Source organism: Prochlorococcus marinus subsp. marinus str. CCMP1375 (assembly GCF_000007925.1).
Classification (GTDB): domain Bacteria; phylum Cyanobacteriota; class Cyanobacteriia; order PCC-6307; family Cyanobiaceae; genus Prochlorococcus_E; species Prochlorococcus_E marinus.
In genome coordinates, this window is sequence record NC_005042.1 from 516,055 (window position 1) to 540,608 (window position 24,554).

The 24,554-nt window shown below is 39.8% G+C and carries 28 protein-coding genes; 17 read left to right on the plus strand and 11 right to left on the minus strand.

Annotated features, from left to right (window positions below):
• The first annotated feature begins 30 nt into the window (after window positions 1-30).
• The 3 genes from psaM (at window position 31) to PRO_RS02760 (ending at window position 1,709) form a co-directional block, all read left to right on the plus strand.
• Window positions 31-135 (plus strand): photosystem I reaction center subunit XII, encoded by a 105-nt coding sequence (gene psaM, locus PRO_RS02750; protein ID WP_011124695.1) that lies wholly within the window; start codon window positions 31-33, stop codon window positions 133-135.
• Window positions 136-200: 65 nt separating this feature from the next.
• A complete protein-coding gene (locus PRO_RS02755; protein ID WP_011124696.1) occupies window positions 201-617 on the plus strand; it encodes a hypothetical protein in 417 nt (138 codons plus the stop codon).
• A gap of 72 nt (window positions 618-689) precedes the next feature.
• Entirely contained in the window at window positions 690-1,709 is a 1,020-nt protein-coding gene (locus tag PRO_RS02760) for a protochlorophyllide reductase (protein ID WP_011124697.1), read from the plus strand.
• Window positions 1,710-1,733: 24 nt separating this feature from the next.
• Here the strand turns inward: PRO_RS02760 and bchL are convergent, their stop codons facing one another.
• The 4 genes from bchL to PRO_RS02780 all read right to left on the minus strand — a co-directional run bounded on the left by bchL (window position 1,734) and on the right by PRO_RS02780 (window position 6,186).
• The gene (gene bchL / locus PRO_RS02765; protein WP_011124698.1) at window positions 1,734-2,624 is read right to left on the minus strand and encodes a ferredoxin:protochlorophyllide reductase (ATP-dependent) iron-sulfur ATP-binding protein; all 891 of its coding nucleotides are present in this window, start codon (window positions 2,622-2,624) and stop codon (window positions 1,734-1,736) included.
• Window positions 2,625-2,809: 185 nt separating this feature from the next.
• Window positions 2,810-4,402 carry a ferredoxin:protochlorophyllide reductase (ATP-dependent) subunit B gene (locus PRO_RS02770; RefSeq protein WP_011124699.1) on the minus strand — a complete coding sequence of 531 codons (1,593 nt, stop codon included), beginning with the start codon at window positions 4,400-4,402 and terminating at the stop codon, window positions 2,810-2,812.
• 4 nt (window positions 4,403-4,406) lie between these two features.
• The gene (locus PRO_RS02775; RefSeq protein WP_011124700.1) at window positions 4,407-5,663 is read right to left on the minus strand and encodes a ferredoxin:protochlorophyllide reductase (ATP-dependent) subunit N; all 1,257 of its coding nucleotides are present in this window, start codon (window positions 5,661-5,663) and stop codon (window positions 4,407-4,409) included.
• Between the two features lie 151 nt (window positions 5,664-5,814).
• Window positions 5,815-6,186 carry a hypothetical protein gene (locus PRO_RS02780; RefSeq protein ID WP_011124701.1) on the minus strand — a complete coding sequence of 124 codons (372 nt, stop codon included), beginning with the start codon at window positions 6,184-6,186 and terminating at the stop codon, window positions 5,815-5,817.
• A gap of 98 nt (window positions 6,187-6,284) precedes the next feature.
• Between PRO_RS02780 and PRO_RS02785 the strand changes: the two genes are divergently transcribed.
• Window positions 6,285-7,058, plus strand: coding sequence for a hypothetical protein (locus PRO_RS02785; RefSeq protein ID WP_011124702.1), 774 nt, complete (start codon window positions 6,285-6,287; stop codon window positions 7,056-7,058).
• Window positions 7,059-7,075: 17 nt separating this feature from the next.
• Here the strand turns inward: PRO_RS02785 and PRO_RS02790 are convergent, their stop codons facing one another.
• Window positions 7,076-7,660 carry a non-canonical purine NTP pyrophosphatase gene (locus PRO_RS02790; protein ID WP_011124703.1) on the minus strand — a complete coding sequence of 195 codons (585 nt, stop codon included), beginning with the start codon at window positions 7,658-7,660 and terminating at the stop codon, window positions 7,076-7,078.
• A gap of 359 nt (window positions 7,661-8,019) precedes the next feature.
• Here PRO_RS02790 and PRO_RS02795 point away from each other — a divergent pair, with 359 nt between their 5' ends.
• The 9 genes from PRO_RS02795 to PRO_RS02835 all read left to right on the plus strand — a co-directional run bounded on the left by PRO_RS02795 (window position 8,020) and on the right by PRO_RS02835 (window position 15,697).
• Window positions 8,020-8,331, plus strand: a complete 312-nt coding sequence (locus PRO_RS02795) for a BMC domain-containing protein (RefSeq protein WP_006169870.1) — start codon at window positions 8,020-8,022, stop codon at window positions 8,329-8,331.
• A 68-nt stretch (window positions 8,332-8,399) separates the two neighbouring features.
• On the plus strand, window positions 8,400-9,812 hold the full coding sequence (locus PRO_RS02800; RefSeq protein ID WP_011124704.1) for a form I ribulose bisphosphate carboxylase large subunit: 1,413 nt from the start codon (window positions 8,400-8,402) through the stop codon (window positions 9,810-9,812).
• A gap of 103 nt (window positions 9,813-9,915) precedes the next feature.
• Window positions 9,916-10,257, plus strand: a complete 342-nt coding sequence (locus PRO_RS02805) for a ribulose bisphosphate carboxylase small subunit (protein ID WP_011124705.1) — start codon at window positions 9,916-9,918, stop codon at window positions 10,255-10,257.
• Between the two features lie 102 nt (window positions 10,258-10,359).
• Window positions 10,360-12,738 (plus strand): carboxysome assembly protein CsoS2, encoded by a 2,379-nt coding sequence (locus tag PRO_RS02810; RefSeq protein WP_011124706.1) that lies wholly within the window; start codon window positions 10,360-10,362, stop codon window positions 12,736-12,738.
• Between the two features lie 7 nt (window positions 12,739-12,745).
• Entirely contained in the window at window positions 12,746-14,278 is a 1,533-nt protein-coding gene (locus PRO_RS02815) for a carboxysome shell carbonic anhydrase (protein ID WP_011124707.1), read from the plus strand.
• 1 nt (window position 14,279) lies between these two features.
• Window positions 14,280-14,555 (plus strand): carboxysome peptide A, encoded by a 276-nt coding sequence (locus tag PRO_RS02820; protein ID WP_011124708.1) that lies wholly within the window; start codon window positions 14,280-14,282, stop codon window positions 14,553-14,555.
• A complete protein-coding gene (locus PRO_RS02825; RefSeq protein ID WP_011124709.1) occupies window positions 14,555-14,806 on the plus strand; it encodes a carboxysome peptide B in 252 nt (83 codons plus the stop codon). The genes PRO_RS02820 and PRO_RS02825 overlap by 1 nt, the downstream gene beginning before the upstream one ends.
• 45 nt (window positions 14,807-14,851) lie before the next feature.
• Complete coding sequence (locus PRO_RS09640; RefSeq protein WP_011124710.1) at window positions 14,852-15,361, plus strand: BMC domain-containing protein; 510 nt, start codon at window positions 14,852-14,854, stop codon at window positions 15,359-15,361.
• 72 nt (window positions 15,362-15,433) lie between these two features.
• Window positions 15,434-15,697: a 4a-hydroxytetrahydrobiopterin dehydratase gene (locus tag PRO_RS02835; RefSeq protein ID WP_011124711.1), complete on the plus strand. Its 264-nt coding sequence runs from the start codon at window positions 15,434-15,436 to the stop codon at window positions 15,695-15,697.
• A 7-nt stretch (window positions 15,698-15,704) separates the two neighbouring features.
• Here the strand turns inward: PRO_RS02835 and PRO_RS02840 are convergent, their stop codons facing one another.
• The 3 genes from PRO_RS02840 to gloB all read right to left on the minus strand — a co-directional run bounded on the left by PRO_RS02840 (window position 15,705) and on the right by gloB (window position 17,231).
• Window positions 15,705-15,929 (minus strand): DUF3136 domain-containing protein, encoded by a 225-nt coding sequence (locus tag PRO_RS02840; RefSeq protein ID WP_011124712.1) that lies wholly within the window; start codon window positions 15,927-15,929, stop codon window positions 15,705-15,707.
• An 88-nt stretch (window positions 15,930-16,017) separates the two neighbouring features.
• A complete protein-coding gene (locus PRO_RS02845; protein WP_011124713.1) occupies window positions 16,018-16,416 on the minus strand; it encodes a RidA family protein in 399 nt (132 codons plus the stop codon).
• Between the two features lie 53 nt (window positions 16,417-16,469).
• Window positions 16,470-17,231 carry a hydroxyacylglutathione hydrolase gene (gene gloB / locus PRO_RS02850; RefSeq protein WP_011124714.1) on the minus strand — a complete coding sequence of 254 codons (762 nt, stop codon included), beginning with the start codon at window positions 17,229-17,231 and terminating at the stop codon, window positions 16,470-16,472.
• Window positions 17,232-17,280: 49 nt separating this feature from the next.
• Here gloB and hisG point away from each other — a divergent pair, with 49 nt between their 5' ends.
• Genes hisG through PRO_RS02865 form a run of 3 tightly spaced genes read left to right on the plus strand, consistent with a single transcriptional unit; the run spans window position 17,281 to window position 20,287 of the window.
• Complete coding sequence (hisG, locus tag PRO_RS02855) at window positions 17,281-17,928, plus strand: ATP phosphoribosyltransferase (protein WP_011124715.1); 648 nt, start codon at window positions 17,281-17,283, stop codon at window positions 17,926-17,928.
• 4 nt (window positions 17,929-17,932) lie between these two features.
• A complete protein-coding gene (locus PRO_RS02860; RefSeq protein WP_011124716.1) occupies window positions 17,933-19,726 on the plus strand; it encodes an ABC transporter ATP-binding protein in 1,794 nt (597 codons plus the stop codon).
• Between the two features lie 18 nt (window positions 19,727-19,744).
• On the plus strand, window positions 19,745-20,287 hold the full coding sequence (locus PRO_RS02865; protein WP_011124717.1) for a GNAT family N-acetyltransferase: 543 nt from the start codon (window positions 19,745-19,747) through the stop codon (window positions 20,285-20,287).
• A gap of 18 nt (window positions 20,288-20,305) precedes the next feature.
• Here the strand turns inward: PRO_RS02865 and PRO_RS02870 are convergent, their stop codons facing one another.
• Both PRO_RS02870 and PRO_RS02875 read right to left on the minus strand, forming a co-directional pair.
• Window positions 20,306-21,016, minus strand: coding sequence for a TIGR04283 family arsenosugar biosynthesis glycosyltransferase (locus PRO_RS02870; RefSeq protein ID WP_011124718.1), 711 nt, complete (start codon window positions 21,014-21,016; stop codon window positions 20,306-20,308).
• Window positions 21,004-21,624, minus strand: coding sequence for a TIGR04282 family arsenosugar biosynthesis glycosyltransferase (locus PRO_RS02875; protein ID WP_164923209.1), 621 nt, complete (start codon window positions 21,622-21,624; stop codon window positions 21,004-21,006). Before PRO_RS02875 ends, PRO_RS02870 begins: the two co-directional genes overlap by 13 nt.
• Before the next feature lie 278 nt (window positions 21,625-21,902).
• Here PRO_RS02875 and dnaA point away from each other — a divergent pair, with 278 nt between their 5' ends.
• The gene (gene dnaA / locus PRO_RS02880; RefSeq protein WP_011124720.1) at window positions 21,903-23,288 is read left to right on the plus strand and encodes a chromosomal replication initiator protein DnaA; all 1,386 of its coding nucleotides are present in this window, start codon (window positions 21,903-21,905) and stop codon (window positions 23,286-23,288) included.
• Between the two features lie 15 nt (window positions 23,289-23,303).
• Here dnaA and PRO_RS02885 read toward each other — a convergent pair whose 3' ends face one another.
• Complete coding sequence (locus PRO_RS02885) at window positions 23,304-24,554, minus strand: glutathione S-transferase family protein (RefSeq protein ID WP_011124721.1); 1,251 nt, start codon at window positions 24,552-24,554, stop codon at window positions 23,304-23,306.

Genomic DNA, 24,554 nt, shown 5'->3' on the forward strand with positions numbered 1-24,554 from the left:
TTGAGAATACTAAAAGTTATAGTGATTTTCATGGAGACTTCAACCACTATTGATCTTGCGGGCCTTTGTTTAGTGGTGGTTATGCATGCTGGGATATTAGCTTTGAGATTAGGAATTAGCCTTAAAAGAGCTTAATAAGCTTTATTATTGGCATTTCCACTGTCTTTGCGTTAAAAGCAAGTAAATAGTCTTTATTCTTTTTGGCACTCCCACAGGTTAAGCCTAGAGAATCATTCCCAAGGCGCAGCAGAGATGCTAGAAGACATTCAAAAAGGGAGCTTGTATCTTCTTCTAAACGAATTGACTCATCTACGTTGGCGGCAACCTTTCAGTTGCAAGAAGATCAGCGCGAGCTGACTTATAGCCTAATAGGTTTATTTATAAAAACAGGACTTTTGGTAATAGCAATTGCTAGCTCCTTGAAACTAGGAATTGCTTCTCATCAACGAATAAGTCGTAACAATGAAATCTCTGCGGTACTTAGGTCAGAAACTCAAAAGCTGGAGAGATTGCATCTAAGATTTGACAGTTTATTTTCCATAGGAGGAAAAGATACATTAATGGACGAGCAAGATCAATGGATCCCCCCTAAAAGCAGGCGAATTATTTGGCGTTGAAAATTATCTTTAAAGTTTCTTTGATTTTGTATGCCTTCGTAGTTGACTAAAGAAGTTGTTAATGAATTGGATATGTCTTCATTTCAGTCAGCTCCAGGTACAGTCTTAATCACTGGGACGACTTCTGGAGTTGGATTATATGCAACCAAGGCTTTGATAGACCTTGGTTGGAAGGTGATTACAGCAAATAGGTCACCTGAAAGAGCTGAAAAAGCAGCTGTAAAATTGGGATTGCCTTTTAGGTGCCCTAAACAGCTCCAACACATATCTATAGATCTTTCGGATTTAGATAGTGTTAGTAAGGGAGTTAAGGATCTTTTAGATAAATTGGATGAACCTTTGGATGCTTTGGTCTGTAATGCGGCCGTTTATATGCCTCGATTATCAAAACCCCGCAGATCACCGCAGGGATATGAGCTTTCAATGGCTACTAATCATTTTGGACATTTCCTTATGATCCAACTTCTCTTAGAAAATCTAAGTAAATCAAAACGTCCAGTGTGGAAGGGACGTTCATGGGGAATTGAATCTTCCAGATTAGTTATGCTAGGAACAGTGACTGCTAATTACAAGGAACTTGGAGGTAAAATACCTATACCGGCGCCAGCTGATTTAGGGGATTTATCTGGTTTTAAAGAAGGGTTCTTGGATCCAATTTGTATGGCTAGTGGGAAACGTTTCAAGCCAGGTAAGGCTTATAAAGATAGCAAGCTCTGCAACATGATCACTATTCAAGAACTGCATAGGAGATTTAAAGATTCTTCGGTTGTCTTTAGCTCTCTTTATCCAGGTTGTGTAGCTAATACAAAACTTTTTAGAAATACTCCAAAGATTTTTCAATGGCTTTTCCCTCTATTCCAGAGGTTTGTAACAGGTGGCTTTGTTAGTCAGCCTTTAGCCGGTAAAAGAGTCGCTCAAGTGGTTTCTAGCCCAGAGTTTGGAATTTCTGGCGTTCATTGGAGTTGGGGGAATCGCCAGAAAAAAAATGGCGAGCAGTTCTCTCAGAAATTATCTGAAAGAATAACCGACCCTGAAACAGCTAGTGATGTTTGGGACCTTTCTATGAAACTTGCAGAAGTAAACGTAAAATAAACAAAAGGGATTAAGCCTTAAACCCTAGTCAAAACCTAAAAGATCAAAAATCTCTCTATCTTTTAGGGGCTCAGCTTCTAATGGCTCTACATTGTCAATCATTTTTTTTGCGAGTGAAAGGTATTCATTTTGAACTTCTAATACACCTTCTTCTTCAGGGTCCATTTCAAAAATGGTGCATTTCTTAAGCCTAGAGCGTCTAATTGCATCAACATTACGAAAATGAGCCATGGTTTTTAAGCCTGTCTTTTCATTAAATTTTTCTATTTGATCTAATTCTGCTGAACGGTTTGCTATTACCCCACCAAGACGAACTTTGTAGTTTTTAGCTTTCGCATTTATTGCTGCAACTATGCGATTCATTGCAAAAATAGAATCAAAATCATTTGCTGTAACTATTAAGCAATAGTTTGCATGTTGCAAGGGAGCGGCAAATCCACCACATACAACATCACCTAAGACATCAAAAATAACTACATCAGTATCTTCAAGAAGATGATGCTCCTTTAAGAGCTTCACGGTTTGCCCAGTTACATATCCCCCGCAGCCTGTTCCTGCTGGTGGGCCACCACTCTCAACACATTGCACTCCATTAAAACCTTCAAACATAAAGTCTTGCGGGCGAAGCTCTTCACTGTGAAAATCAACTTCCTCAAGGATATCTATAACAGTAGGCACCATTTTATGAGTAAGGGTAAAGGTGCTGTCATGCTTTGGATCGCATCCGATTTGCAGAACTTTTTTGCCTAGCTTGGAAAAGGCCGCAGATAGATTGGAAGATGTTGTTGATTTCCCAATTCCCCCTTTGCCATAAACGGCAATGACTAGTGCACCCTCTTCTATATTGACTTTGGGATCTAGCTTGACTTGAACACTGCCCTCACCGTCTGGGCGATTAGCTAAGGTTGTAGTCATTAATTCCTCTTACAAATTCGGTTAGTTATTTATACATTCAAGCAGGAATATCATTAGTTAGTAAATATTTAGTTAATTAGATACAAGTAGTTTTTTATTAGAGTTTTGATATCTACACATTTCAAGAGTTTGGGAGGAGAATGAGCCTAAATACTCATAACAAATTATTTTTTTTTGTACATAATTCAAGCTCCGAAATGAGCTTTTGCGTCTAATAAGGTCTCTCCGTCTATTTCTCTACAGCCTGCCTGTCGCGCATACTTTTCAGTATTTCTTCGAACTTTACCTCTTACAAAGAAAGGAATTTTGGCTAATTCTGATTCACCTTCTGAAGTCCAATGAATACTTTCACCAGCAGGTGAATGATTATTTGGAGATTGATTGATTCCCTTGGAAGATGTTTTTGTTTCTGATGCATGACCTCCTAGATGCCCTAAATGACTTTGATGCCCATCAGTGAATTCAAAGTCATGACGAAACATTCCTATTAAATGCTCTTCGAGTCCCATCATTAGCGGGTGAACCCAATCATCGAAAATTACATTGGCACCTTCCCAACCCATTTGTGGGCTATAGCGAGCAGGAACATCTTGAACATGCATAGGTGTGCTTATTACTGCGCATGGAATCCCTAGCCTCTTTGCGCTATGTCTTTCCATTTGAGTCCCTAGAACTAGCTCTGGGGCACATTCTTTTATTGATTCTTCGACTTCCAAATAGTCGTTCGTAATTAAGGCTTCTAATCCAAGTTCTGTTGCTGCAGCTCTAACTTTTCGAGCCATCTCCCGACTGTAAGTTCCTATGCCTACAACTTCGAAACCTAGTTCTTCATTTGCAATTCTTGCAGCAGCCAATACATGGGTGCCATCTCCAAATATAAAAACCCTTTTCCCTGTCAAGTAATTGGAATCGACTGATTTTGAATACCAAGGTAGTTTCGATTGGTCTGAATTACTAATTGAGTTGGATACTTCCATTCCCAATAGCTCATAAAGCTCTTCAAGAAAATCCTGTGTTGCTTTTACTCCTATAGGCACCACTTTTGTAAAGGGTGTCTTGAAATTTCGTTCAAGCCAAAGACATGTAGATTCTGCAATTTCCGGATATAGACAAACATTTGCATCAGCCTTTGGAAGTCTCATTAAATCACTAGGGGATGCTCCTAAAGGCGCAATTACATTGATGTCAATACCATTTTCACCAAGAATCTTTTGTATTTCTAAAACGTCGTCTCTACATCTAAATCCTAATAGGGATGGGCCTAATAAGTTTACTCTCGGTCTTCTTCCTTCTTCTTGCCATGATTGCTTCGCATTGTTTGAAGAATCCTCTGAAATTTCTTTTAATAGGCCTCTAATTAGTTGATAGAAGGTTTCAGAAGCTCCCCAGTTTTCTTTTTTACTATATGCGGGGAGTTCTAAGCTAACAATAGGAATGTTGAGACCCATTCCTTTAGCTAAAGAACCTGGTTGATCTTGAATTAATTCAGCAGTACAGCTTTCTCCAACAAGAAGAGCTTCAGGTTTGAACCTTTCAACTGCCTCAAAAATATGCCCTTTAACTAATTCTGCAGTGTCTCCACCTAGATCTCTGGCTTGAAAAGTTGTATAGGTAACTGGTGGTCTACTGCCTCTACGCTCAATCATTGTGAAAAGGAGATCTGCATAAGTATCTCCCTGAGGAGCATGCAAAACGTAATGAAGCCCTTTCATAGAAGTGGCTATTCTCATAGCCCCTATATGGGGGGGGCCTTCATATGTCCAAAGTGTTAGTTCCATGGGTTTAAACAGCTTCTAGAGTTTTTTTGTTAAGGAGGTTTTGACGATGCAATGGTCTAGCGAAGAGCTCAGCAAGATCAGATGCTTGATCAATTCCATGAATAGGGCTAAATACCATTTCAATAGACCATTTTGTTGAAATACCTTCTGCTTCTAAAGGGTTGGCAAGACCCATTCCACATACAACTAGATCGGGGTGATGTTCTCTTACTCGATCTAATTGCTTCTCTACATGTTGACCTTCAACAATTCGAGTGTTCTGAGGGAGAAGATCTAGCTCTGGACCCATCATCTCTCTATTTAAATAAGGTACCCCAACTTCTATTAGTTTCATTCCGCATTCATTACTTAGAAAACGTGCAAGAGGTATTTCAAGTTGCGACTCTGGTAAAAGAAATAGTTTTTTCCCTGAAAGTTGTTCGACATATGGCTTTAAAGCTTTGTGAGCTCTTGTTATTAGTGGCTCCAAAGTTGCATCAACTAGAGTTTTCTTAATTTTGAAAGCATTAGCAGCTGCTTCTATCCATAGCTGGCTCCCTTCTACCCCAAGTGGGAAGGGCGCTTGAAGTATTTCCGCACCTCTGTCTTTTAACTCTCTAGCAGTATCTGTTAGATATGGTTGAGCTAATAAAACCTTTGTTCCTGGACCAATTGCAGGAAGTTTAGTTGATTCTCTTGGAGGGAAACTTTCAACTTTTTGTATGCCTAATCTATTGAATATGGTTTTCAATCGATCTTCCACAGGGTTTGCCAATGTTCCTGCTAGGAGCAATTGTTCTTCTTGACTACTTGGCATCAAAGGAACTAACGCTTTAAGTGCTCCATCTTCTCCTTGGGTAAATGTTGTTTCAATTCCACTTCCTGAGTAGTTGAGAATCCTCACTTGACCATTGAATTGACTGGAAAGTCTTTCTGCAGCTCTAGATAAATCAATTTTTATTACTTCGCTCGGGCAAGACCCCACAAGAAAAAGAGTTCGAATTTCAGGGCGTCTCTTTAAAAGGCTTTTAACTACTCTGTCTAGTTCTTCATGAGCATCGGCTAAACCAGCCAAGTCTCTTTCTTCAAGAATTGCTGTACCGAATCTTGGTTCAGCAAAGATCATTACTCCTGCAGCACTCTGAATAAGATGAGCGCAGGTTCTGGATCCAACTACTAAGAAAAAAGCATCTGGCATACGTCTATGAAGCCAAACAATAGAAGTAAGGCCGCAAAAGACTTCTCTAGGTCCAGTCTCTTTTAGCAGCGTTGAGCCGCTCATATGTAAATTTAAGGTCTATCTTTAAAGTGCATCTATTAATCGAAAGATGCAATTACTAACAGGAAAAATTCGGAATTCAATATATATTTTGTTGCTTTTTATTTAGCGTTTTGGACTGATTTCTCAAAATAGCTGATAAATATGAGTAATTCTAGTTTCTCCAGTAAGAACTGTCTTCACCTTGAGTCCCAGACAGTTTCCAGACATTTCTACTTATTCTTCGTGCAAGTAGACCCCCTCGCGTTGTTTTTGAAGATCCAGGACGCGCTCCTATTAGATGAGTTACCTCAGCAGTGCTTAATGGTGCACCTGTTTCTATTGCTAAGGCAATCAATTCGAGGCGTTCTCTAAGCGCATGAAGATCGAATTTCTCTTGATTGTCTTCAACTAATCTTAATCTTGAAGTGCTATTACTAGATATTCTTTGCATCATTCCAAGACCTACTAACCCAAGTGCTTGTTCAGGCTTCAAGTCGCTTGGTATAGCTTGAGAGTCGGGGTTACTTTTTTGAGGAGCAGACATCTTTTTATGCTGTATTTCTTTGAAGATATCGGTAGAAATTTAAGGTTGCAAGACTTTTAATTAGCTAAATAGACGATCTTTCGGGTAGTATCCCCGCCATGACCGGACTCGCTAGTTATGAAAATGGTGAGCGCCGACTCTCAGGGAGTGCGCTAGTTACAGGATCTGAGGTAGGGCCTCAGGCTTCTGGAGCAAGCTGTGTTATTACTACTGATTCTGAGAAGTCACTTGTTTCTCGCCAAGCGAGCCATGTTCAGCAAATTGAGTTAAGAAGTTACGTATTCCTAGATTCATTGCAGCCCCAGCTTGCAGCATATATGGGGACAGTTAGTCAGGGATTTCTTCCTATACCAGGAGATGCTTGCCTTTGGATGGAAGTTTCGCCAGGGATGGCTGTTCATAGGGTTACCGATATTGCGCTTAAGGCTAGTAATGTCAGACTTGGCCAGATGGTTGTTGAGAGGGCTTTTGGCTCTTTAGCTCTTTACCACCGAGATCAAAGTACCGTTCTTCACTCTGGTGATGTTGTCTTAGATGCTATTGGCAGTAGTGTTAGTAGACGTACTAAACCGGCAGTTAGTTGGACTGAAGTAATTAGAGCAATAACTCCTGATCATGCAGTTTTAATTAACCGTCAAAATCGTAGAGGCTCAATGATTCAATCTGGTATGAGTATGTTTATTCTTGAGACAGAGCCTGCTGGTTATGTGTTAATGGCAGCAAATGAAGCCGAGAAGGCTTCTAATATCACAGTTGTTGACGTAAAAGGTGTGGGAGCATTTGGAAGATTAACTCTTGCTGGCAAAGAAGGTGATGTTGAGGAGGCAGCAGCAGCAGCAATGAGATCTATCGATCAAATTAATCGCCAATAGAGAAAAATTTTTATATTTTAATTTAGATTTAAAGCTTTAAGAAGATATGGGGACATTGCACGAGCAGCTTTCCCGCGACTTCCAAGTCTTGTCAATTGTTCTTGACTAAGTTGTCCATAAGTACAATTTGCTTCTCTTACCCAAAAGATGGATTCAAATTCGCCTTCAGGATATGCAGGCTTTTTTAAAATTTCACCCCAGCAAATTCCTTCTGAATCATGAATATGATTCCCTTGAGGATCACATAAAACCATTACACTGCAGAATCTGGCGCTGCGATAGGGGTTGTTTTTAAGCTCGCCGAGTAATTTCTTAAGCTTCTCTTCGTTATTGATAGCAAAACGAGCAGAGTAGATCCCAGGAGCACCATTAAGTGCGTCAACCTCAAGACCTGAATCATCTGCAATTGCCCAAGTGTTAGTCAATTTTGCAGTTGTTTGAGCTTTAAGCAAAGCATTTTCAAGATAACTGGAGCCCGTTTCTTCTATGGAAAGACCTTCAGGCTGCCTTTTAACTCCAATTGGAAGAGGTCCTAGCATTGATTCAATCTCTGAGACCTTTTTAGGATTTCCACTAGCAATGGTAAGTAGTGGTGCTGTCAAAATATAAATGAGCCTTTTTTTAAGGCCTTATAAAATTGATTTATAGAGTAACTTATCGATAATCAATAAATTTTTATAGAGACAGGATTAGGTTGAACATTCCATCCCTTGGCAATGCCATGGGTACCTGTCCCGGGAGGAAGCTAACCAATAAGCAGCTCACAAACAATTGATTGTTCTCAGCTGCTGACGTAAATCAGGACAGCCTCTTATATCAGTAGTGCCAAGGGTGATAAGCACAGCTTATCAGCGAGAGTAAATAAGGTGATAGTGTTTTTGATGAATTCCCCTTGACTTAATAGTATCTCAGCCGTCATTGTCCTTGATGAACATTCCATCCTTTATTTTTCGCAAGGCATATGGCTAACGAAACTATGGGCATAGCACTCGGCATGATCGAGACACGCGGCCTTGTTCCAGCTATTGAAGCTGCTGACGCAATGACCAAGGCTGCTGAAGTGCGCCTTATAGGTCGTGAATTTGTTGGTGGCGGTTATGTAACAGTTCTAGTTCGTGGAGAAACTGGTGCAGTTAATGCTGCAGTTCGTGCAGGCGCTGACGCCTGTGAGCGTGTAGGAGACGGACTTGTTGCTGCTCACATCATTGCTCGTCCTCATAGAGAAGTTGAGCCTGCATTGGGTAACGGCAACTTCCTTGGTCAAAAGGACTGAAATCTAAAGCGCTTGATTTAATTCAAGCCTGATTTCATATCCCTATATCGACTTACAGGAGTTATCCCATGAGTAAAAAGTATGACGCTGGGGTTAAGGAGTACAGAGACACCTACTGGACTCCCGATTATGTACCCCTAGACACAGACCTTTTGGCTTGTTTTAAATGCACAGGTCAAGAAGGAGTTCCAAGAGAGGAAGTTGCTGCTGCTGTAGCTGCTGAATCATCAACAGGTACTTGGTCTACGGTTTGGTCTGAATTGCTAACTGACCTTGAATTTTACAAGGGCCGTTGTTATCGCATTGAGGACGTACCCGGAGATAAAGAATCTTTTTATGCATTCATTGCATATCCTCTAGATCTTTTTGAAGAAGGCTCAATAACAAACGTTCTGACTTCATTGGTCGGTAATGTCTTTGGATTTAAAGCTTTACGCCATTTGCGTTTAGAAGATATCCGCTTCCCAATGGCCTTCATCAAGACATGTGGAGGACCCCCTCAAGGAATCGTTGTTGAGCGTGACCGCTTGAATAAGTATGGTCGCCCTCTTCTTGGTTGCACCATTAAGCCTAAGCTTGGCCTTTCTGGTAAAAACTATGGACGTGTGGTTTATGAATGCCTTCGAGGTGGCTTAGATCTTACAAAAGATGATGAGAACATAAACTCACAGCCCTTCCAGCGGTGGAGAGATCGTTTTGAGTTTGTTGCTGAAGCTGTAAAGCTTGCCCAGCAAGAGACAGGCGAGGTTAAAGGTCATTATCTTAATTGCACAGCTACTACTCCTGAAGAGATGTATGAGCGTGCAGAGTTCGCTAAAGAGCTTGATATGCCTATTATCATGCATGACTACATAACTGGAGGCTTTACTGCTAACACAGGCTTGGCCAACTGGTGCCGTAAGAATGGCATGTTGCTTCATATCCATAGAGCAATGCATGCGGTGATTGATCGTCATCCAAAGCATGGTATCCATTTCCGTGTTCTAGCAAAGTGCTTACGCCTATCTGGTGGAGATCAACTTCATACCGGAACGGTCGTAGGTAAGTTAGAAGGTGATCGTCAAACCACTCTTGGTTATATCGACAATTTACGTGAATCCTTTGTCCCAGAAGACCGCACACGCGGTAACTTCTTTGATCAGGATTGGGGCTCTATGCCAGGCGTATTTGCCGTCGCTTCAGGTGGTATTCATGTATGGCATATGCCTGCTTTGCTTGCAATCTTTGGTGACGATTCATGCCTTCAGTTTGGAGGTGGTACTCATGGTCATCCATGGGGATCAGCTGCAGGTGCAGCCGCTAACCGTGTAGCTTTAGAGGCTTGTGTTAAGGCACGTAATGCAGGTAGAGAGATCGAGAAGGAAAGTCGCGACATCCTTATGGAAGCTGCGAAGCATAGTCCAGAGTTGGCTATTGCACTTGAAACCTGGAAGGAAATTAAATTCGAGTTTGACACCGTTGATAAACTCGACGTTCAGTAATTAACAAAAGCATGAGGAGGCTTATTACTCCTCATGACTTCCTTTCCAATCAGTATCCGGTCAAACTATCGGCATACTTTAATTCCCTAAACAAAAGTTCACCATGCCTTTTCAGAGCACAGTTGGTGACTATCAAACAGTCGCCACCCTGGAGACATTTGGCTTTTTGCCTCCTATGTCACAGGACGAAATTTACGACCAAATCGCTTACATCATCGCGCAGGGTTGGAGCCCTGTTATTGAACATGTTCATCCAAGTGGCTCCATGCAGACCTATTGGTCTTATTGGAAATTGCCTTTCTTTGGTGAGAAAGATTTGAATGTCGTTGTTAATGAGCTTGAAGCTTGCCACCGCGCATATCCAGATCACCATGTTCGAATGGTTGGTTACGATGCTTATACCCAAAGTCAGGGTACAGCTTTCGTAGTCTTTGAAGGTCGCTAAGTAAGCGATGACATTTATAGCCTCGTAGCTTTTCGAGGCTATTTAGTTCCCTTAGAGAAGAATTGGCTCTTCTCGAAACAGCAAAGTTCCTATCCGGTAGAAATGGCAAAACAAACCAGTCGAGAACTAGTCCTTGAACGCCGAAAAGCGTTAAGTCAAGGTGGAAAAAATGCACTAGCAGTTAATGACTCTACGAATAATAGGGTCCGCTCAGCTGTCGATTCTCGTGCTACTAGGACAGGCGCATCAACTTCTCAAAATGGAAACGAGATATCAACATCTACTTCTTCAAGCGCTTATACTAAATTGAATGTCGCGACTGTAAGTTCAGTTGCTGGTAGACATATACAACGTGTAAGTCGGCCAAGCAGAGACCTTGTATTAGCACGTCGTGAGGCACTCTCTCGCAAAGGTAAAACTGCCGATACAAGTAAAGATAGAACAAGAGCAGATAGTAGTGGAACATCATCTTCCTCAACAGTTGTAACTCCTTCTGTAGTAACCAAGTATTGTTGCGATGAATGTAAAGAAAATGATCTTAAACCCTCCACTGAATCTATAAATTCTTTATCACTTTCCTCTAGAAGAAAAGAATTGACATCTAATTCTAATAATAGCCGTCGCGCTACAACAAAACGTCGGCCTATTCAAAACTCTAGCCGTGCACTTGTATTAGCGCGACGTGAGGCTCAGTCTAAGCACGGTAAAACAGCTGGCAAACAACCAACGTCTGCAGCGTCTGTTGCAAGACAAGGAGATCCTGATCTCACAAGTAGAGAGCTTTCTCAGAGGGTTCGTGAACTTAGAAGTAAAAGTGGTGCTAGCGGTTCTAAACGTTCTGGTGGGAGCAGACCTTGTGGCCCTAACAAAAATGGATCTAAGCAATTGGCTGCTGCAGATGCTCATTGGAAGGTTGGTGTAAGTGAAACAAGTTCTGGACAAGTTGTCACAGGAACACAAGCAAATAGATCTACTAAAACAACTGGAAATGAAGCCAGTACATGTCGTTCAGTTACTGGAACGCAATATATGGGAGAGGAGGCCTTCAGTACTTTTTGCCAGTCAACTCCTATACCTAGCCAACCATTAAAAGTTGCTGTTACCAATACTAGCCATGGCAACCTAGTTACAGGTAATGAAGTTGGTAGGTCTGAAAAGGTTACAGGTAATGAGCCTGGGACTTGTAAAAACCTTACAGGAACTGAATATATTTCATCCAATCAATCTAATGAATATTGTGGAGGTATAAATCCTTCTCCTAGAAAGGTTGGACACAGTCTTACTCAAGACGGTAGAACTGTAAGTGGTGTCATGGTCGGCCGTTCTTCTAGGGTTACTGGAGATGAGGCAGGATCACATAAAGGACTTACAGGGGATCAATATCTTGGCTCAGACCCATTGCCAGAAGGTAGACCAGCAGAGAAAGTAAGTTCTTTTAATACACTCGCTGGAGCAGGTGTAACCGGAACAAATGTGTCTCGAACAGAATCGGTAACTGGCAATGAGCCTGGAACTTGTAAACTTGTAACAGGAGATGAGTATATTGGTCAGCAACAATACCAGTCATTTTGTGGTGGAAAACCTAAGGGAGAAGCTCCTAAGGTTGGTTTAAGTCTTACCAATAAGTCACAAATTGTCAGTGGAACACAGACAGGTCGTTCTCAGATTGTTACCGGAGATGAGCCGGGTACATGTAAGGCAGTTACAGGAACTCCATATGCAGGATTAGAACAAGCCAGTCAATTATGTGATGTTAATTCAGTGAATGAAATTCAACAGCGTACCCCAAGAAATATAGGAACCCCAGCTCCTGCGCTTACAGGCCAGCAGCCAGGGATAGGAGGTGTAATGACAGGTGCTGATAGAGGAGCTTGTGAGCTTTTGACAGGCACCCCTTACGTTGGCGGAGACCAGATAAATCAAGCTTGCGCTAACTCGTCTAAAAATGTTAGCGATTCTAATGATCAAGTCTCTTTAGGTGGACCAGGAACTCAGTTCACTGTTCAATCCCCGGCAAGATCAGCGCAGAAAAGTCGGGAGCAATTAACTGGAGTTACTGGTACTAGTTATGAGAACGGTTCAAGGATTACTGGCCCTTTTGATATGGCATTAGAAAAAATTACTGGTACTGAACAATTTCGGTTTGGTTCGAAATTGGATCAAACTCTACCTTCTTCAATAGATGAAGCTCCAGTCTCAGAAAAAGGCTCGAGACCTATTTCAAGGATTACAGGAGAAGGTCAATCTTCTGGTCTAAATATCACAGGAGATGATTGGGCTAGAGGGGAAAGTGTTACTGGTACTGAAGGTAGATCCTCCACACGTCGCAATCCTTCTCGCGCTGGTGGAATGAGTGCTATGCCAGCTTTTGAACCTAAAAGAAATGAAGAGCTTGCAAAACCCGATCTCTTGATTACAGGATCTAGTGGTAATACAGGTCAGGGACAGTTGGTTACTTTTTCAGGTGGAGCAAGAGGTTAATTGATCAATGGCCTATAGACATTTGGCCAGAAAGAAAGATCGTTTTCTAGGGCCTACTGCCCCTAGAAAACGACATCCTTCTGCTATAGATTCCATAGCGGAATTAAAAAGTTTTCCACTAACAACTGATAAGAGAGCTCATCCTCTTACTGATTTAGCTGAGAACAATAAACTCCAACACTATGAATCTGAAGTAAAAGGAAGTTTTGAGAAAATTGTTCCGTTACTTCAGAAAATTTCAGCTCTCCAGCATGATCAAGCCTTTGTCGAAAGGGCACAAAAATTGGCAAAAGCCGAATTAGGGTTTGAGCTCCCTAAGCATATTTTAGATAAAGCATGGGTCCGCCCTCTTGATATGAGAGCATTATTTGCTTGGTGTGTTTTTGAGGCACATAAAAAGTCAAGTAATCGTTTCTTTAATTCAGACCCATTGAATGGAGGAGTTGATAGCTCTAGGGCTAAAGATTTTGAAACTTTTCTTTCTGAATGTGGATTCCATTTATTAGATGTCACGCCATGTTCAGATGGGCGCTTAGCTCATTCAATAGCCTATGTGTTAAGAATTCCTTTTAGTTCTGTTCGTCGAAGATCTCATGCTGGAGCAATGTTTGATGTAGAGAACACTGTTAATCGTTGGATAAAAACTGAACATAAACGCTATAGAGAAAACTCTCCTAATTCAGCACATGACCCTACTTGCTATCTCAAAGTAGTCCTTTATCATTTCAGCTCATTAGATCCATCCCATCAAGGTTGCGCAGCTCATGGTAGTGATGATTCTGTTGCTGCTGCTTCTGGACTTCAACGTCTACTTGATTTTCGTGAATCTGTTGAGAATAGTTTTTGTTGTGGTGCCTCTGTAGATCTTTTGCTTATTGGCATAGATACCGATACTGATGCGATTCGAGTTCATGTTCCAGATTCTAAAAGCCACATAAGTTTAGAAAAGTGGGTTTCTACTGCTGATATCTATCAGGAGACAAAACAACTCTCAAGTGATCAGGCTATTTTAAGAATCTCTGAAAAAGTTAACTCCATTGTCCAAGGGAATATAAGCCCTGGGATGATTAAGTTTATTATTAAATTAATTACCAACAATATTTCTCAGATTGATTATGTTCGAGATTTACATGATGGACCTTATCCTGATGCTGGACATGCAGAACGTTTTATTGGAGTTGGTATAGGGTTTAAAGAAGTGCACCTACGTAATCTTACCTATTTCGCTCATCTTGATACTGTTGAAGAAGGAGCCCCCGATTTGGATGTAGGTATAAAGATTTTTAGTGGTTTAAATGTTTCAAGAGACCTTCCTATACCAGTAGTTGTGAGATTTGATTATTCAGGAAGAGTGCCTGGAGCAAGAGAGAGAGCGTTGTCAGATTGCAAAAGAGTTGATAATGCTATTTCTTCTCGTTATCGAAAGTTGGTAGACGATGGTCTATTGCATACATGTCTTACTATTCGAGATCGAGATGCAAAAGACCCTGCAGAAGTTGTGGGGTCTTCTCTCGATCCTGCCCCTCAGGAGGAACATTGAAATGTTGATCTGTAAAGTTGTTAAGCCACTTGTCTCAACAAACCGCATACCTGGTTTTGAACATAGACATCTTCAGGTTGTGCTGGATGGTAGCTCTAAAAAAGTTGCTGTAGATGCAGTTGGTTGTAAGCCAGATGATTGGGTTATTTGCGTAGGAAGTTCTGCTGCAAGAGAAGCTGCAGGCAGCAAGTCTTATCCAAGCGACCTCACAATAGTTGGAATCATTGATCATTGGGATCCTGACTCTCCAGTCCCTATGCCTGAGGAAAGAAAATAATGGAAATTATGCAAGTTATGGGACGCCTCGTTTGCACTCAAAGAGTTGAAGGGTTAGGTCATATGCATTTACGTATCCTTCGCAATAATAAAGGGAAGCAACTTGTTGCAGTTGATCCCGTAGGTGCTCGTGAAGGTAATTGGGTTTTTACTGCAAGTGGCTCGGCTGCAAGATTTGCATGTCCCGAGCCTTCTACTCAAACTGATTTGACTATTGGAGGAATTATTGATTTTTGGACTCCTGATGGCTAGTACAGGAAGTTTGAAAAAACATTATTCAAAATTTAATTTTTCCAAATGACTTCTTCAAATTCTCGTCGCAACCCTAAGACAAAACAAGACTTAAAAACTGTGGATCCTTCAAATCAAATAGTTGATGTGACTCCAGAAACTACAGCTTCTAAAAAAGTTTCTTCATCATCAAAAACTATTAAAGGTTCTACTCCTAAAGGAGGAGGCCCGAAAGCACCTCCCTCAACTCCCTTTGCTACTTCCTCTGCTTCAGCTCAAAACAAAGGGATTGCTTTAGGGATGATAGAGACACGTGGGATGGTACCAGCTATAGAAGCAGCTGATGCTATGACAAAAGCTGCGGAAGTCAATTTAATTGCAAGAGAATATGTTGGGGGCGGTTATGTAAGTGTTTTGGTGCGTGGTGAAACAGGAGCTGTAAATGCTTCTGTTAGGGCAGGGGCTGACGCTTGTGAACGAGTTGGGGATGGATTGGTAGCTGCTCATATTATTGCTAGACCACATGTCGAAGTTGAGCCTATACTTAAAGTAAGCGGAGCGAAGAGAAGACTTTAATGCGTTCTTGTTTGAAATTAACTTGAGTTGACTTACTTCTCTTGAATTAAACGATGATTTGCTTTTCAGATTATGCATAAATGGCAAGAAAGGTCGCGACCTTTAAGACTTGAAAGAAGGTTTGAATTTGCTACTTATGAGTTAACTAGAGATTTCTTGGATTGTTTAGGTAAACTTTGTGAAAAGCGTCAACGCTTTCCTGACATCAGTTTTGGCAAAACTTATGTGAATTTGACACTGCAGATAGATTCTGAAGATGAAGATTCTCAAGCATCTGATCTTGATAAGGAATTTGCTATGGAGATAGATGCTTTGATCGACGAAGATTCAGATTAAAAAATTTTTACTCTTTTGCTTCAGTAATATCTCTTTTTATTAGTGCCATTAAATAACCAGGAGATTTGTAGCGTCCAGGTAAGCAGCGGTTAAGGGTCTCTAAATGTCCCCAACAGACTGTTCTCTCAATTTCTTGGGAGGTACGGCCCTGTAGGAGAAGGCGCCTAAGAGCCTTGCAGTAGAGGGGATAGCCAGCCTCTAACTCGCCAATTGTTAGCTTGGCTGCGGACATAGTTTGTCGCAGGTCAAGACTTAATCTAGACAATAGTGTGACCGGCATGCAAATCGGAAATCGGAAATCTTGTGATTTCTTTGATTTTTCAGCCAAGCCATGCTACACAATCAATTTCAACAAGCCCCCCTTTAGGCAGTGCAGCTACTTGAACGCATGCTCTCGCAGGGAAAATGCTGCCTTCAAAAAAATCAGAATAAATTTTGTTTACTTTGTTGAAGTCATTTAAATTGACAAGGTAAATAGTAGTTCTTATTACGTTTGTAGCATTTGCTCCTGCTTCATTAAGAACCGCCAATAGATTGTTTAGTACTTGATGAGTTTCTTCTTCAATATTGCCTCCACCAACAATCTCTCCAGTCGATGGGTCTAATGCAATTTGTCCTGAGCAATAAAGCCAGTCGCCAGCAACTATTGCTTGGTTATAAGGACCTACTGGAGATGGGGCCAACTCTGTCTCGATTGAGTTTTGTACTGTTGGGGACATAAAAAATACGAATTTTAAGGAATCTATCCTACGAATTAATCTCTTTTTGTGCCTTAGCTTTTCCAGTTGTCTTTATGTAAGCGCAATTGAGCAAATTCCCTTTGATTTGAAGCTCGAATAAATAAATTAGTTTTTCTTTCTTCAGAAAGCTTGCTAGGGATACTAAGGAAACCTTTCGATTTTCTCAGTATTACTTCTTTTAGCCTTTCTTCTATATAAATATCTTCTGGGAATATTGATTTAGCCCACCTTAGATTGGCTTCGGTGTATTCATGAGCACAATAGATTTTTGTGTTTTTAGGGAGATTGTTTATTCGACTCAAAGAATTGAACATTTGTTCAGGAGTGCCTTCGAATAACCTTCCACAGCCAGCTCCAAACAATGTGTCCCCACAAAAAAGTACAGGGTCAATTTTTGATTCTTTAGAGCCTTGTAAGAAGAAACAAATATGATTGCTTGTATGGCCTGGCACCTCTATTACTTTAATTTTTTGCCCTAAAATATCTAACTCTTCATTGTCTACGACTGACTTAGTTTGGAATTGGATTCTATCTAAATCACTTTTTGCAGCAATCACAGAAGCTGATGGCCAAACATTTATCAGTTCCTGTGTTCCACCTATATGGTCTTCATGGTGATGGGTTTGCAATACTGAATGAAGGGAAAGTCCATTCCCTTTTAGCAAGTTGATAACTGGTTCAGAGATAGCTGGATCAACAACTATTGCTTGCTTTTCTTTAACCCAAATCCATATGATGTTGTCCATAAGTACAGGGATGGGATGAATTATGAAACCTTCTTCTTTTTTTTTCATGGCTTTAAAAGTAGCTCTGGTAGTTCAATTCAAGTTGACTAGTTAACTCATGATTACTGTTGCTTTAGCTAAAGGGGCCTTACTAAAAGACTCTGTTACAAGATTGGCCCAAGCGGGCTTGGATTTTTCAGCAGTCCTTGACCCTACCAATAGGCTTTTAATGGTTCCTTCTGCATGTGGTCGTGCAAAGGCACTTCTTGTTAGGAATGGAGATGTCCCTGTTTATGTAGCTTATGGCCAAGCTCAGTTAGGAATAGTTGGTTTTGATGTTCTTAGCGAAAAGCAAATGCCAGTAGCTAATTTAGTAGATCTCGGTTTTTGTGGGTGCCGTATGTCAGTGGCAGTAAAGGCAACAAGTGGTTATAGAAGCGCAGTTGAATTGCCACCTCATTGTCGGGTAGCAAGTAAATTTACTAGTTGCGCAAGACAATTTTTTGAGGACATTGATCTCCCAGTGGAATTAGTCCATTTAACCGGATCTGTAGAATTAGGACCTTTGACTGGCATTGCTGAAGCTATTGTGGATTTGGTAGCAACGGGACGAACACTTCGTGAGAATGGTTTGATTGAGATTGATCAGCTTTTTTATTCCACGGCTCGATTAATTGCGCATCCCCTTTCTTTAAGATTAGACAATGGAAGACTTCAGGAAATCATAGAAATTATGCAATCTTCAAAAGATTCGTCTGCACAATAAATAAATGGCCACTAACGATTTTCATAGAGTTCAGCGCCTTGGCCGTTACCTTCGCCAAGACAAAAAGCGTTTATTGATAATTCTTTTCTTGCTCCTACCTCTTTCTTTTGCAGGAGCTGTTCAACCTTTATTGGTAGGACAAGCAATAAGTGTTTTGAAAGATGATGAGCAAACAACTTCTCTTTTTCTAAGTGGCTTTTCAGTTAATTCTTTAATATTATTCCTTCTTTTTTCTGTACTTGTGCGTCTGGCTCTTCAAGGCTATCAGTCTTATAATATTCAGTCGGTGGGACAAAGCTTGACAGCAAGGATTAGAAAAGATTTGTTTTCTCATGCAATTAACCTTTCATTGAAATATCACGATTCAATGCCTGTAGGTAAATTACTAACAAGATTAACTAGTGATGTAGATGCATTGTCTGAAGTGTTTGGTAGTGGTGCGGTTGGTGTCCTTGCAGATGCTGTAACCCTTGTTGTAATTTCCATTACAATGCTTCTTATAGATATAAAGCTAGGGCTTTTACTTTTAACTACACAAATACCAGTAACTTATTTAGTCCTTTGGTTGCAAAAGAGATATAGAAAAGCAAATTATCGTGTTAGAGAAGAATTATCTCAACTGAATGCAGACTTTCAGGAAAATCTTCAAGGTATTGAGGTTGTTCAAATGTTTAGGCGACAAAATATAAATGCAAAGCAATTTAATCGAACTGGAATGATATATCGTAATGCAGTAAATAGTATTATTTTTTACGATAGTAGTATATCTGCTTTTATAGAATGGGTCTCATTAGCTGTAGTTGCTTTTGTGATAATTATTGGAGGTTGGTTTGTTACAGAAGGCTCTATGGGGCTTGGTACTCTTACTGCATTTATTCTTTATTCTCAAAGACTTTTTGAACCTTTAAGGCAACTTGCAGAAAGATTTACACAGATCCAAGGTGGATTAACTGCAGTAGAAAGGATTGGGGAATTATTAGAAGAGGAAATCGAGATATCAGATATAAAAATTGATCAAAACTATAAAGATAAAACTTTAAATAATTCTAGAATCTCTTCCCTTGGAGAAGTTGTCTTTGATAATGTAAGCTTTTCTTATAGATCTGATGATCAAATAATAAATAATCTGAGTTTTAGAATATCGCCAGGAGAACATGTGGCACTTGTTGGCCCTACTGGTTCAGGTAAAACAACTTTAATAAGATTATTATGTAGATTGTATGAACCTCAGGAAGGTAGGATATTTATAGATGGAACAGATATAAGAGATATTCCATTACATAGATTAAGAAAACAGATTGGAGTTGTTCTGCAAGATACTTTTTTGTTTAGTGGAAATGTTGCAGATAACCTTAGACTAGATGCACCCATAAATGATGAGGACTTATTAGCAATATGTAAGGAATTAGGATTAAATTCATTATTAAATAGATTCCCAGATGGATTAAATACTTTGTTAAGGGAGAGAGGTGGAAACATTTCTTCAGGCGAAAGGCAGTTGCTTTCAGTGGCTCGTGTGGCGATCCGTAACCCTAATATTTTGATAATGGATGAAGCTACAGCATTTATGGATCCTTCTACGGAGGCAACTTTGCAAAGAGATTTAAATAGAGTTCTTGAGAAAAGGACAGCATTAGTTATCGCTCATCGCCTGGCAACAATTGAATCATCTGATCGAATTTTAGTGATGAAAAAAGGTGAGCTAATAGAACAAGGAAGTCACCAAGAGCTTCGCTCCCTAGGAGGGTTGTACTCTCAATTAGCAAAATTGCAGGAACAAGGGCTAGCCAAATTTTAATGGGGGTAGTTTTTTAATATGATCAAGAAGATTGGAGAAAGAAAGATAAGTTTCTCTGGGTGGTCAAATGGCCGTTCGGGTAGTAATGATTTTCGAGAAATGTATGGCTCAGATGCATGTGAATGTATCTCTTCTAATGATCAATATACGTTTGTTTTTAGCCAGGTTAGAACTTTAGATTTAATAGAACTGGAACAGTTACTTCAATCAGTTGGATGGAGCAGAAGACCAATTAGAAGAGTTAAAAAAGCATTAGATAATAGTTTGTTAAAAGTTGGGGTGTGGCAGCATGATCCAAAGTTTCCCCGTTTAATAGGCTTTGCAAGATGTACAGGTGATGAGGTTATTCAAGCAACTATTTGGGACGTTGCCATACACCCTGTTTACCAAGGCTTTGGCTTAGGAAAAGAACTTATGTCATATGTTCTTCGCAGTCTTAAGGACAAGGGAATAGAAAGAGTTGTTTTGTTTGCAGACCCAGGAGTAATAAGTTTTTATCAGAGTCAAGGCTGGACTCTTGAGCCAAAAGGCAATCGTTGTGCTTTTTGGTATGCGAACTAGTTTGAAAATGCTTTTGATTTAATTTTCTGCATAATACCTTTTGGCCAATTCATTAATATTTGCACCTTTTCTCCATTGATACCTGAGTAGAGCATTTTTAATTGCATTTTTAATAATATTACTACCAAGATATTTTCTTGAATTTGTTTCAATACCACTTCCCAAAGATCGAAGGGTTGTTATTTGTTTAAGACGTGTAATTAGATCCAGGTCTTCCATTATAGGAATTTCTTTATAGCCTCCAATTCGTGAATAAAGCTCTTTACTTAATAATAGCCCTTGATCTCCATAAGGGCTATTAAATAAATTACTTCTGATATAAACTGCCAATTCCAATATAAACCATATAAAGCCTTTCTTCTCTGTCTTAAAATTAAAATACCAGGCGTATTGCTTGCTTAAAGGATTACTTATTAAATTAATAATTTTGGATTTCCAGTTATATTTTAATCGGCTATCTGCATGTAAAAAAAACAGCCAATTACCATTGGCTGACATAGCACCTGTATGCAGTTGTTCGCCTCTATTCTTATTGGTCATTGCAATAACCTTTGCTCCGCCAATTTTTGCTACCAGTGTGGTTGAGTCAGTACTTCCACAATCGATAACAATCACCTCTAAACATTGAGTATATGATCTTATATCTGCTAGTAGAATAGGTAAATTTCTCGCCTCGTTAATTGTTGGTATGATTATGCTAAGTTTGTTATCTTTTTTTATATGTTCCATAGGCTTAAGTCTGTTATAAAGTCTAAGTCATCTTTTCTATTTAGCAATTTATAGTTAACTCCTTCTTCTTTTGCTTTCCGAAGAGTTTCTTTAAAAACAGAAGTAGTGCCCCATTTAATTCCAGAGAAAGGCCAAGAAATGACTGGGGAAAGGATGTTCTTTGAAAACCCTATTAACCAATACCCGCCATCATTTGCAGGTCCAATTACTAGGTCATTATTTTTCAAGGAATTTAAAGCAGAATCTATATCTGATGTGCAAAGGCTTGGGACATCTGTTCCAATTAAAATCGTATCCCTTGATGATTGTGATTTGGATGTACTTTTTCTTTGAGCTAAAACTAATTGTCTTTTCATTTTAAGTCCTAGGTTCCCAGATCCTTGAGAGCAAGCCAATGAAAACCCTTCATTTCTCGCCCAAGCAGAAACTCTTTGATTGCCAATGCCATCGATAGCTAATTTGGTTTCTATTAGCCCTTTTAATTTGATTGCTTTTGCTACGGCAATTGTGTGATGAATAAGCCTTTGTTGTATTAAAGCTGCTCTGTAAGGTCCAATGTCTTTGGCAAGTCTTGTTTTGCATCGACTTGGTGCTGGCCATCGGGTCATTAAGACAAGGATGGGCTTAAGCATGGATTGTTTTTTAGTGGGTTATTTTTGTTGTTACGGGGATTGCTGAAAGATTTTCATTGCATCCTGTATAGCTTTAATAAGCTTCATTACACAACTATCTTAGTCGCTTTGCTCTAATCCCTCTGAATGACTTGGTGGTTGGAAAGAAGTTGAGTAATAATAATTAAAAACCTGATTTTCTGATTTAACACTGCTTTATCCTTTAACCATGCTTAGATTCAACCTCTAGCTCTTCAACGTGAAAAGGTGGACTAATGCTTGAAGCGTCTTGGGAAAAAGTTCAGAGTTCTCTAAAACAAAATCTAAGTAAGCCATCATATGAAACTTGGATACGTCCTACTGAGTTCAGTGGTTTTAAAAATGGAGAGCTGACTTTAATTGCTCCAAATAGCTTTTCCAGTGCATGGTTGAAAAATAATTATTCTCAGACAATTCAAGAGACTGCTGAAGAAATTTTTGGAGAACCTGTAACTGTTCATGTAAAGGTGAAAGCCAATGCAGAGAGTTCAGATGAACATTATTCTTCTGCTCCCATCACCCCTCCCTTAGAGGCTTCGCCTGGGTCAGTTGACTCTTCAGGCTCTTCTTTGCGATTATCTAAAAAGACCCTCCCGTTACTTAATTTAAGATATGTTTTCAATCGATTTGTTGTAGGACCTAATAGTCGCATGGCTCATGCAGCAGCTATGGCTGTAGCAGAGTCTCCAGGACGCGAATTTAATCCATTGTTCATATGTGGCGGTGTTGGTTTAGGTAAGACACATTTGATGCAAGCAATTGGCCATTATCGCTTAGAAATTGATCCAGGTGCAAAAGTCTCTTATGTGTCTACTGAAACTTTTACCAATGATTTGATCTTGGCGATTAGGCAAGATCGAATGCAGGCTTTTAGAGATAGATATAGAGCTGCAGATTTGATACTTGTTGATGATATTCAATTTATTGAAGGAAAAGAATATACCCAAGAAGAGTTTTTTCATACTTTTAATGCCTTGCATGATGCAGGAAGTCAAATTGTTCTTGCTAGTGACAGACCTCCTAGCCAGATACCACGACTTCAAGAACGTTTAATGTCAAGATTTTCAATGGGGTTGATTGCTGATGTTCAAGCACCTGATTTAGAGACAAGGATGGCGATATTGCAGAAGAAAGCTGAACAAGAACGCGTAGGACTTCCAAGAGATTTGATTCAATTTATTGCAGGCCGATTTACTTCAAATATTCGTGAATTAGAAGGAGCACTTACCAGGGCTATTGCATTTGCATCTATTACAGGCCTTCCAATGACAGTAGATTCAATTGCACCAATGTTAGATCCAAACGGTCAAGGTGTAGAAGTAACTCCAAAGCAGGTACTAGATAAAGTTGCAGAAGTCTTTAAGGTTACTCCTGATGAAATGAGAAGTGCAAGTAGACGTAGACCTGTAAGCCAGGCTAGGCAAGTAGGTATGTATTTAATGCGTCAAGGTACTAATTTAAGTTTGCCAAGAATTGGTGATACGTTTGGAGGAAAAGATCACACAACTGTGATGTATGCAATTGAGCAAGTAGAAAAGAAATTGTCTAGTGACCCTCAGATTGCAAGCCAAGTTCAAAAAATCAGAGATTTGTTGCAGATAGACTCTCGCCGTAAACGTTAGCTAATTTGAGCTATTTCAATTATCAATAGCTTTAGAAAAATAAATGGGATTTTGATCAAAGCGATGTCTCGTTGGGAGAGGAGCTCCTTTTTCGGATCCATCTATTTGAGCAGTCTTTTCAAGTGCTTTGCGGAATTCTCTGGCTGCAAGTAGAGGCATGTCTCTAGGGACTGATACCCTGTCCCTTAAATATCTTAATCCCACAGCACTGCCTTGAGTGGGGATGAAATCTTGCTTGGAGATCATATAGCTAAGAGCTGCTCTTAATGGCTGATCAAAAGATTCTGGCCCAAGAGGATTAACGGCTTTGATGCCTTCTCGATGTTTTAATACACGTGTTAAAGCAATTGCAGAAGGAAGAGTTTTCGTTGAAGGTTCGAAGGTTGTTTCATTTTCTCCAAGCCCGTTACCAATATCGATTTGATTTGAGAAAGTTTCTTGAAGGACATTTTTGTCTAACCAACACCCTCCCATTTGAGGAGGCAGATCATGGGAATGGGTGTGGAAGTCACCTTGAGTGCCCCTATACTCTGGAAGTATTTCTAGCGATTTGAACCATCTGTCAATATTGGGAAATTCTTTCCTTATCTTTATTCCTTTGTAGTAGGCTAAAGAGGCATTCATTCGTTCTAAATAGGGTACAAAAGCAACGTCTATACTTCCTGGCAAAGATTCTAGAGAATTACTAATTGATGGGTCTATCCAAGGGGAATTTGTTTGAGATAATCGATTATCTACTTCTTTTGCAATAAATTTGAATTGCTTTTCTCTTTCTATTGATTGGACTTTGCTAAATGATGGATTACACAACCATATGCACCAAGATCTAAAAAGATTTCTTTCAAGATTCCGCAAATCAATTATTTTAGGATGCTCCATTTGCATCCCTAACGGGCCAAAAGTTTTTTCTAAGTGCAAAAGAATTTTATCGCTTTCAGTTATGAGCTCTTGATCTATTTCTATCGCTGGGAAAAGGCCAGAGGGAACTTTTTTTAGATACCATTTTTCTTTTTCTCCATAACACCGCATGGTTACTTTCTTGACTGCATAAGGTATTTTCTTCAATTCCAACCACAACCATACTTTTTGACAATATGGACACCATGCATGCTTATCTCTAAAAAACACTACTCTTATCGAAGACTTGTTCTGGCCAAATAGTCTGAGCAAAGAGTATGAATTGTTAGGGCCATTTATTAGATCTGATTGATTGTGAGCGAATTTTGTAAGCTCTTCCCAACTGAGTGCGGCTATAGCTTCTTTCAT

What these genes read in the sequence shown, in the direction of transcription:
- psaM (WP_011124695.1), top strand. Translation starts at nt 31, where the DNA reads ATGGAGACTTCAACCACTATTGATCTTGCGGGCCTTTGTTTAGTGGTG.
- PRO_RS02760 (WP_011124697.1), top strand. Translation starts at nt 690, where the DNA reads ATGTCTTCATTTCAGTCAGCTCCAGGTACAGTCTTAATCACTGGGACG.
- bchL (WP_011124698.1), bottom strand. Translation starts at nt 2,624, where the DNA reads ATGACTACAACCTTAGCTAATCGCCCAGACGGTGAGGGCAGTGTTCAA.
- PRO_RS02770 (WP_011124699.1), bottom strand. Translation starts at nt 4,402, where the DNA reads ATGGAACTAACACTTTGGACATATGAAGGCCCCCCCCATATAGGGGCT.
- PRO_RS02775 (WP_011124700.1), bottom strand. Translation starts at nt 5,663, where the DNA reads ATGAGCGGCTCAACGCTGCTAAAAGAGACTGGACCTAGAGAAGTCTTT.
- PRO_RS02780 (WP_011124701.1), bottom strand. Translation starts at nt 6,186, where the DNA reads ATGTCTGCTCCTCAAAAAAGTAACCCCGACTCTCAAGCTATACCAAGC.
- PRO_RS02785 (WP_011124702.1), top strand. Translation starts at nt 6,285, where the DNA reads ATGACCGGACTCGCTAGTTATGAAAATGGTGAGCGCCGACTCTCAGGG.
- PRO_RS02795 (WP_006169870.1), top strand. Translation starts at nt 8,020, where the DNA reads ATGGCTAACGAAACTATGGGCATAGCACTCGGCATGATCGAGACACGC.
- PRO_RS02800 (WP_011124704.1), top strand. Translation starts at nt 8,400, where the DNA reads ATGAGTAAAAAGTATGACGCTGGGGTTAAGGAGTACAGAGACACCTAC.
- PRO_RS02805 (WP_011124705.1), top strand. Translation starts at nt 9,916, where the DNA reads ATGCCTTTTCAGAGCACAGTTGGTGACTATCAAACAGTCGCCACCCTG.
- PRO_RS02810 (WP_011124706.1), top strand. Translation starts at nt 10,360, where the DNA reads ATGGCAAAACAAACCAGTCGAGAACTAGTCCTTGAACGCCGAAAAGCG.
- PRO_RS02815 (WP_011124707.1), top strand. Translation starts at nt 12,746, where the DNA reads ATGGCCTATAGACATTTGGCCAGAAAGAAAGATCGTTTTCTAGGGCCT.
- PRO_RS02820 (WP_011124708.1), top strand. Translation starts at nt 14,280, where the DNA reads ATGTTGATCTGTAAAGTTGTTAAGCCACTTGTCTCAACAAACCGCATA.
- PRO_RS02825 (WP_011124709.1), top strand. Translation starts at nt 14,555, where the DNA reads ATGGAAATTATGCAAGTTATGGGACGCCTCGTTTGCACTCAAAGAGTT.
- PRO_RS09640 (WP_011124710.1), top strand. Translation starts at nt 14,852, where the DNA reads ATGACTTCTTCAAATTCTCGTCGCAACCCTAAGACAAAACAAGACTTA.
- PRO_RS02835 (WP_011124711.1), top strand. Translation starts at nt 15,434, where the DNA reads ATGCATAAATGGCAAGAAAGGTCGCGACCTTTAAGACTTGAAAGAAGG.
- PRO_RS02840 (WP_011124712.1), bottom strand. Translation starts at nt 15,929, where the DNA reads ATGTCCGCAGCCAAGCTAACAATTGGCGAGTTAGAGGCTGGCTATCCC.
- PRO_RS02845 (WP_011124713.1), bottom strand. Translation starts at nt 16,416, where the DNA reads ATGTCCCCAACAGTACAAAACTCAATCGAGACAGAGTTGGCCCCATCT.
- gloB (WP_011124714.1), bottom strand. Translation starts at nt 17,231, where the DNA reads ATGAAAAAAAAAGAAGAAGGTTTCATAATTCATCCCATCCCTGTACTT.
- hisG (WP_011124715.1), top strand. Translation starts at nt 17,281, where the DNA reads ATGATTACTGTTGCTTTAGCTAAAGGGGCCTTACTAAAAGACTCTGTT.
- PRO_RS02860 (WP_011124716.1), top strand. Translation starts at nt 17,933, where the DNA reads ATGGCCACTAACGATTTTCATAGAGTTCAGCGCCTTGGCCGTTACCTT.
- PRO_RS02865 (WP_011124717.1), top strand. Translation starts at nt 19,745, where the DNA reads ATGATCAAGAAGATTGGAGAAAGAAAGATAAGTTTCTCTGGGTGGTCA.
- PRO_RS02870 (WP_011124718.1), bottom strand. Translation starts at nt 21,016, where the DNA reads ATGGAACATATAAAAAAAGATAACAAACTTAGCATAATCATACCAACA.
- PRO_RS02875 (WP_164923209.1), bottom strand. Translation starts at nt 21,624, where the DNA reads ATGACCCGATGGCCAGCACCAAGTCGATGCAAAACAAGACTTGCCAAA.
- dnaA (WP_011124720.1), top strand. Translation starts at nt 21,903, where the DNA reads ATGCTTGAAGCGTCTTGGGAAAAAGTTCAGAGTTCTCTAAAACAAAAT.
- PRO_RS02885 (WP_011124721.1), bottom strand. Translation starts at nt 24,554, where the DNA reads ATGAAAGAAGCTATAGCCGCACTCAGTTGGGAAGAGCTTACAAAATTC.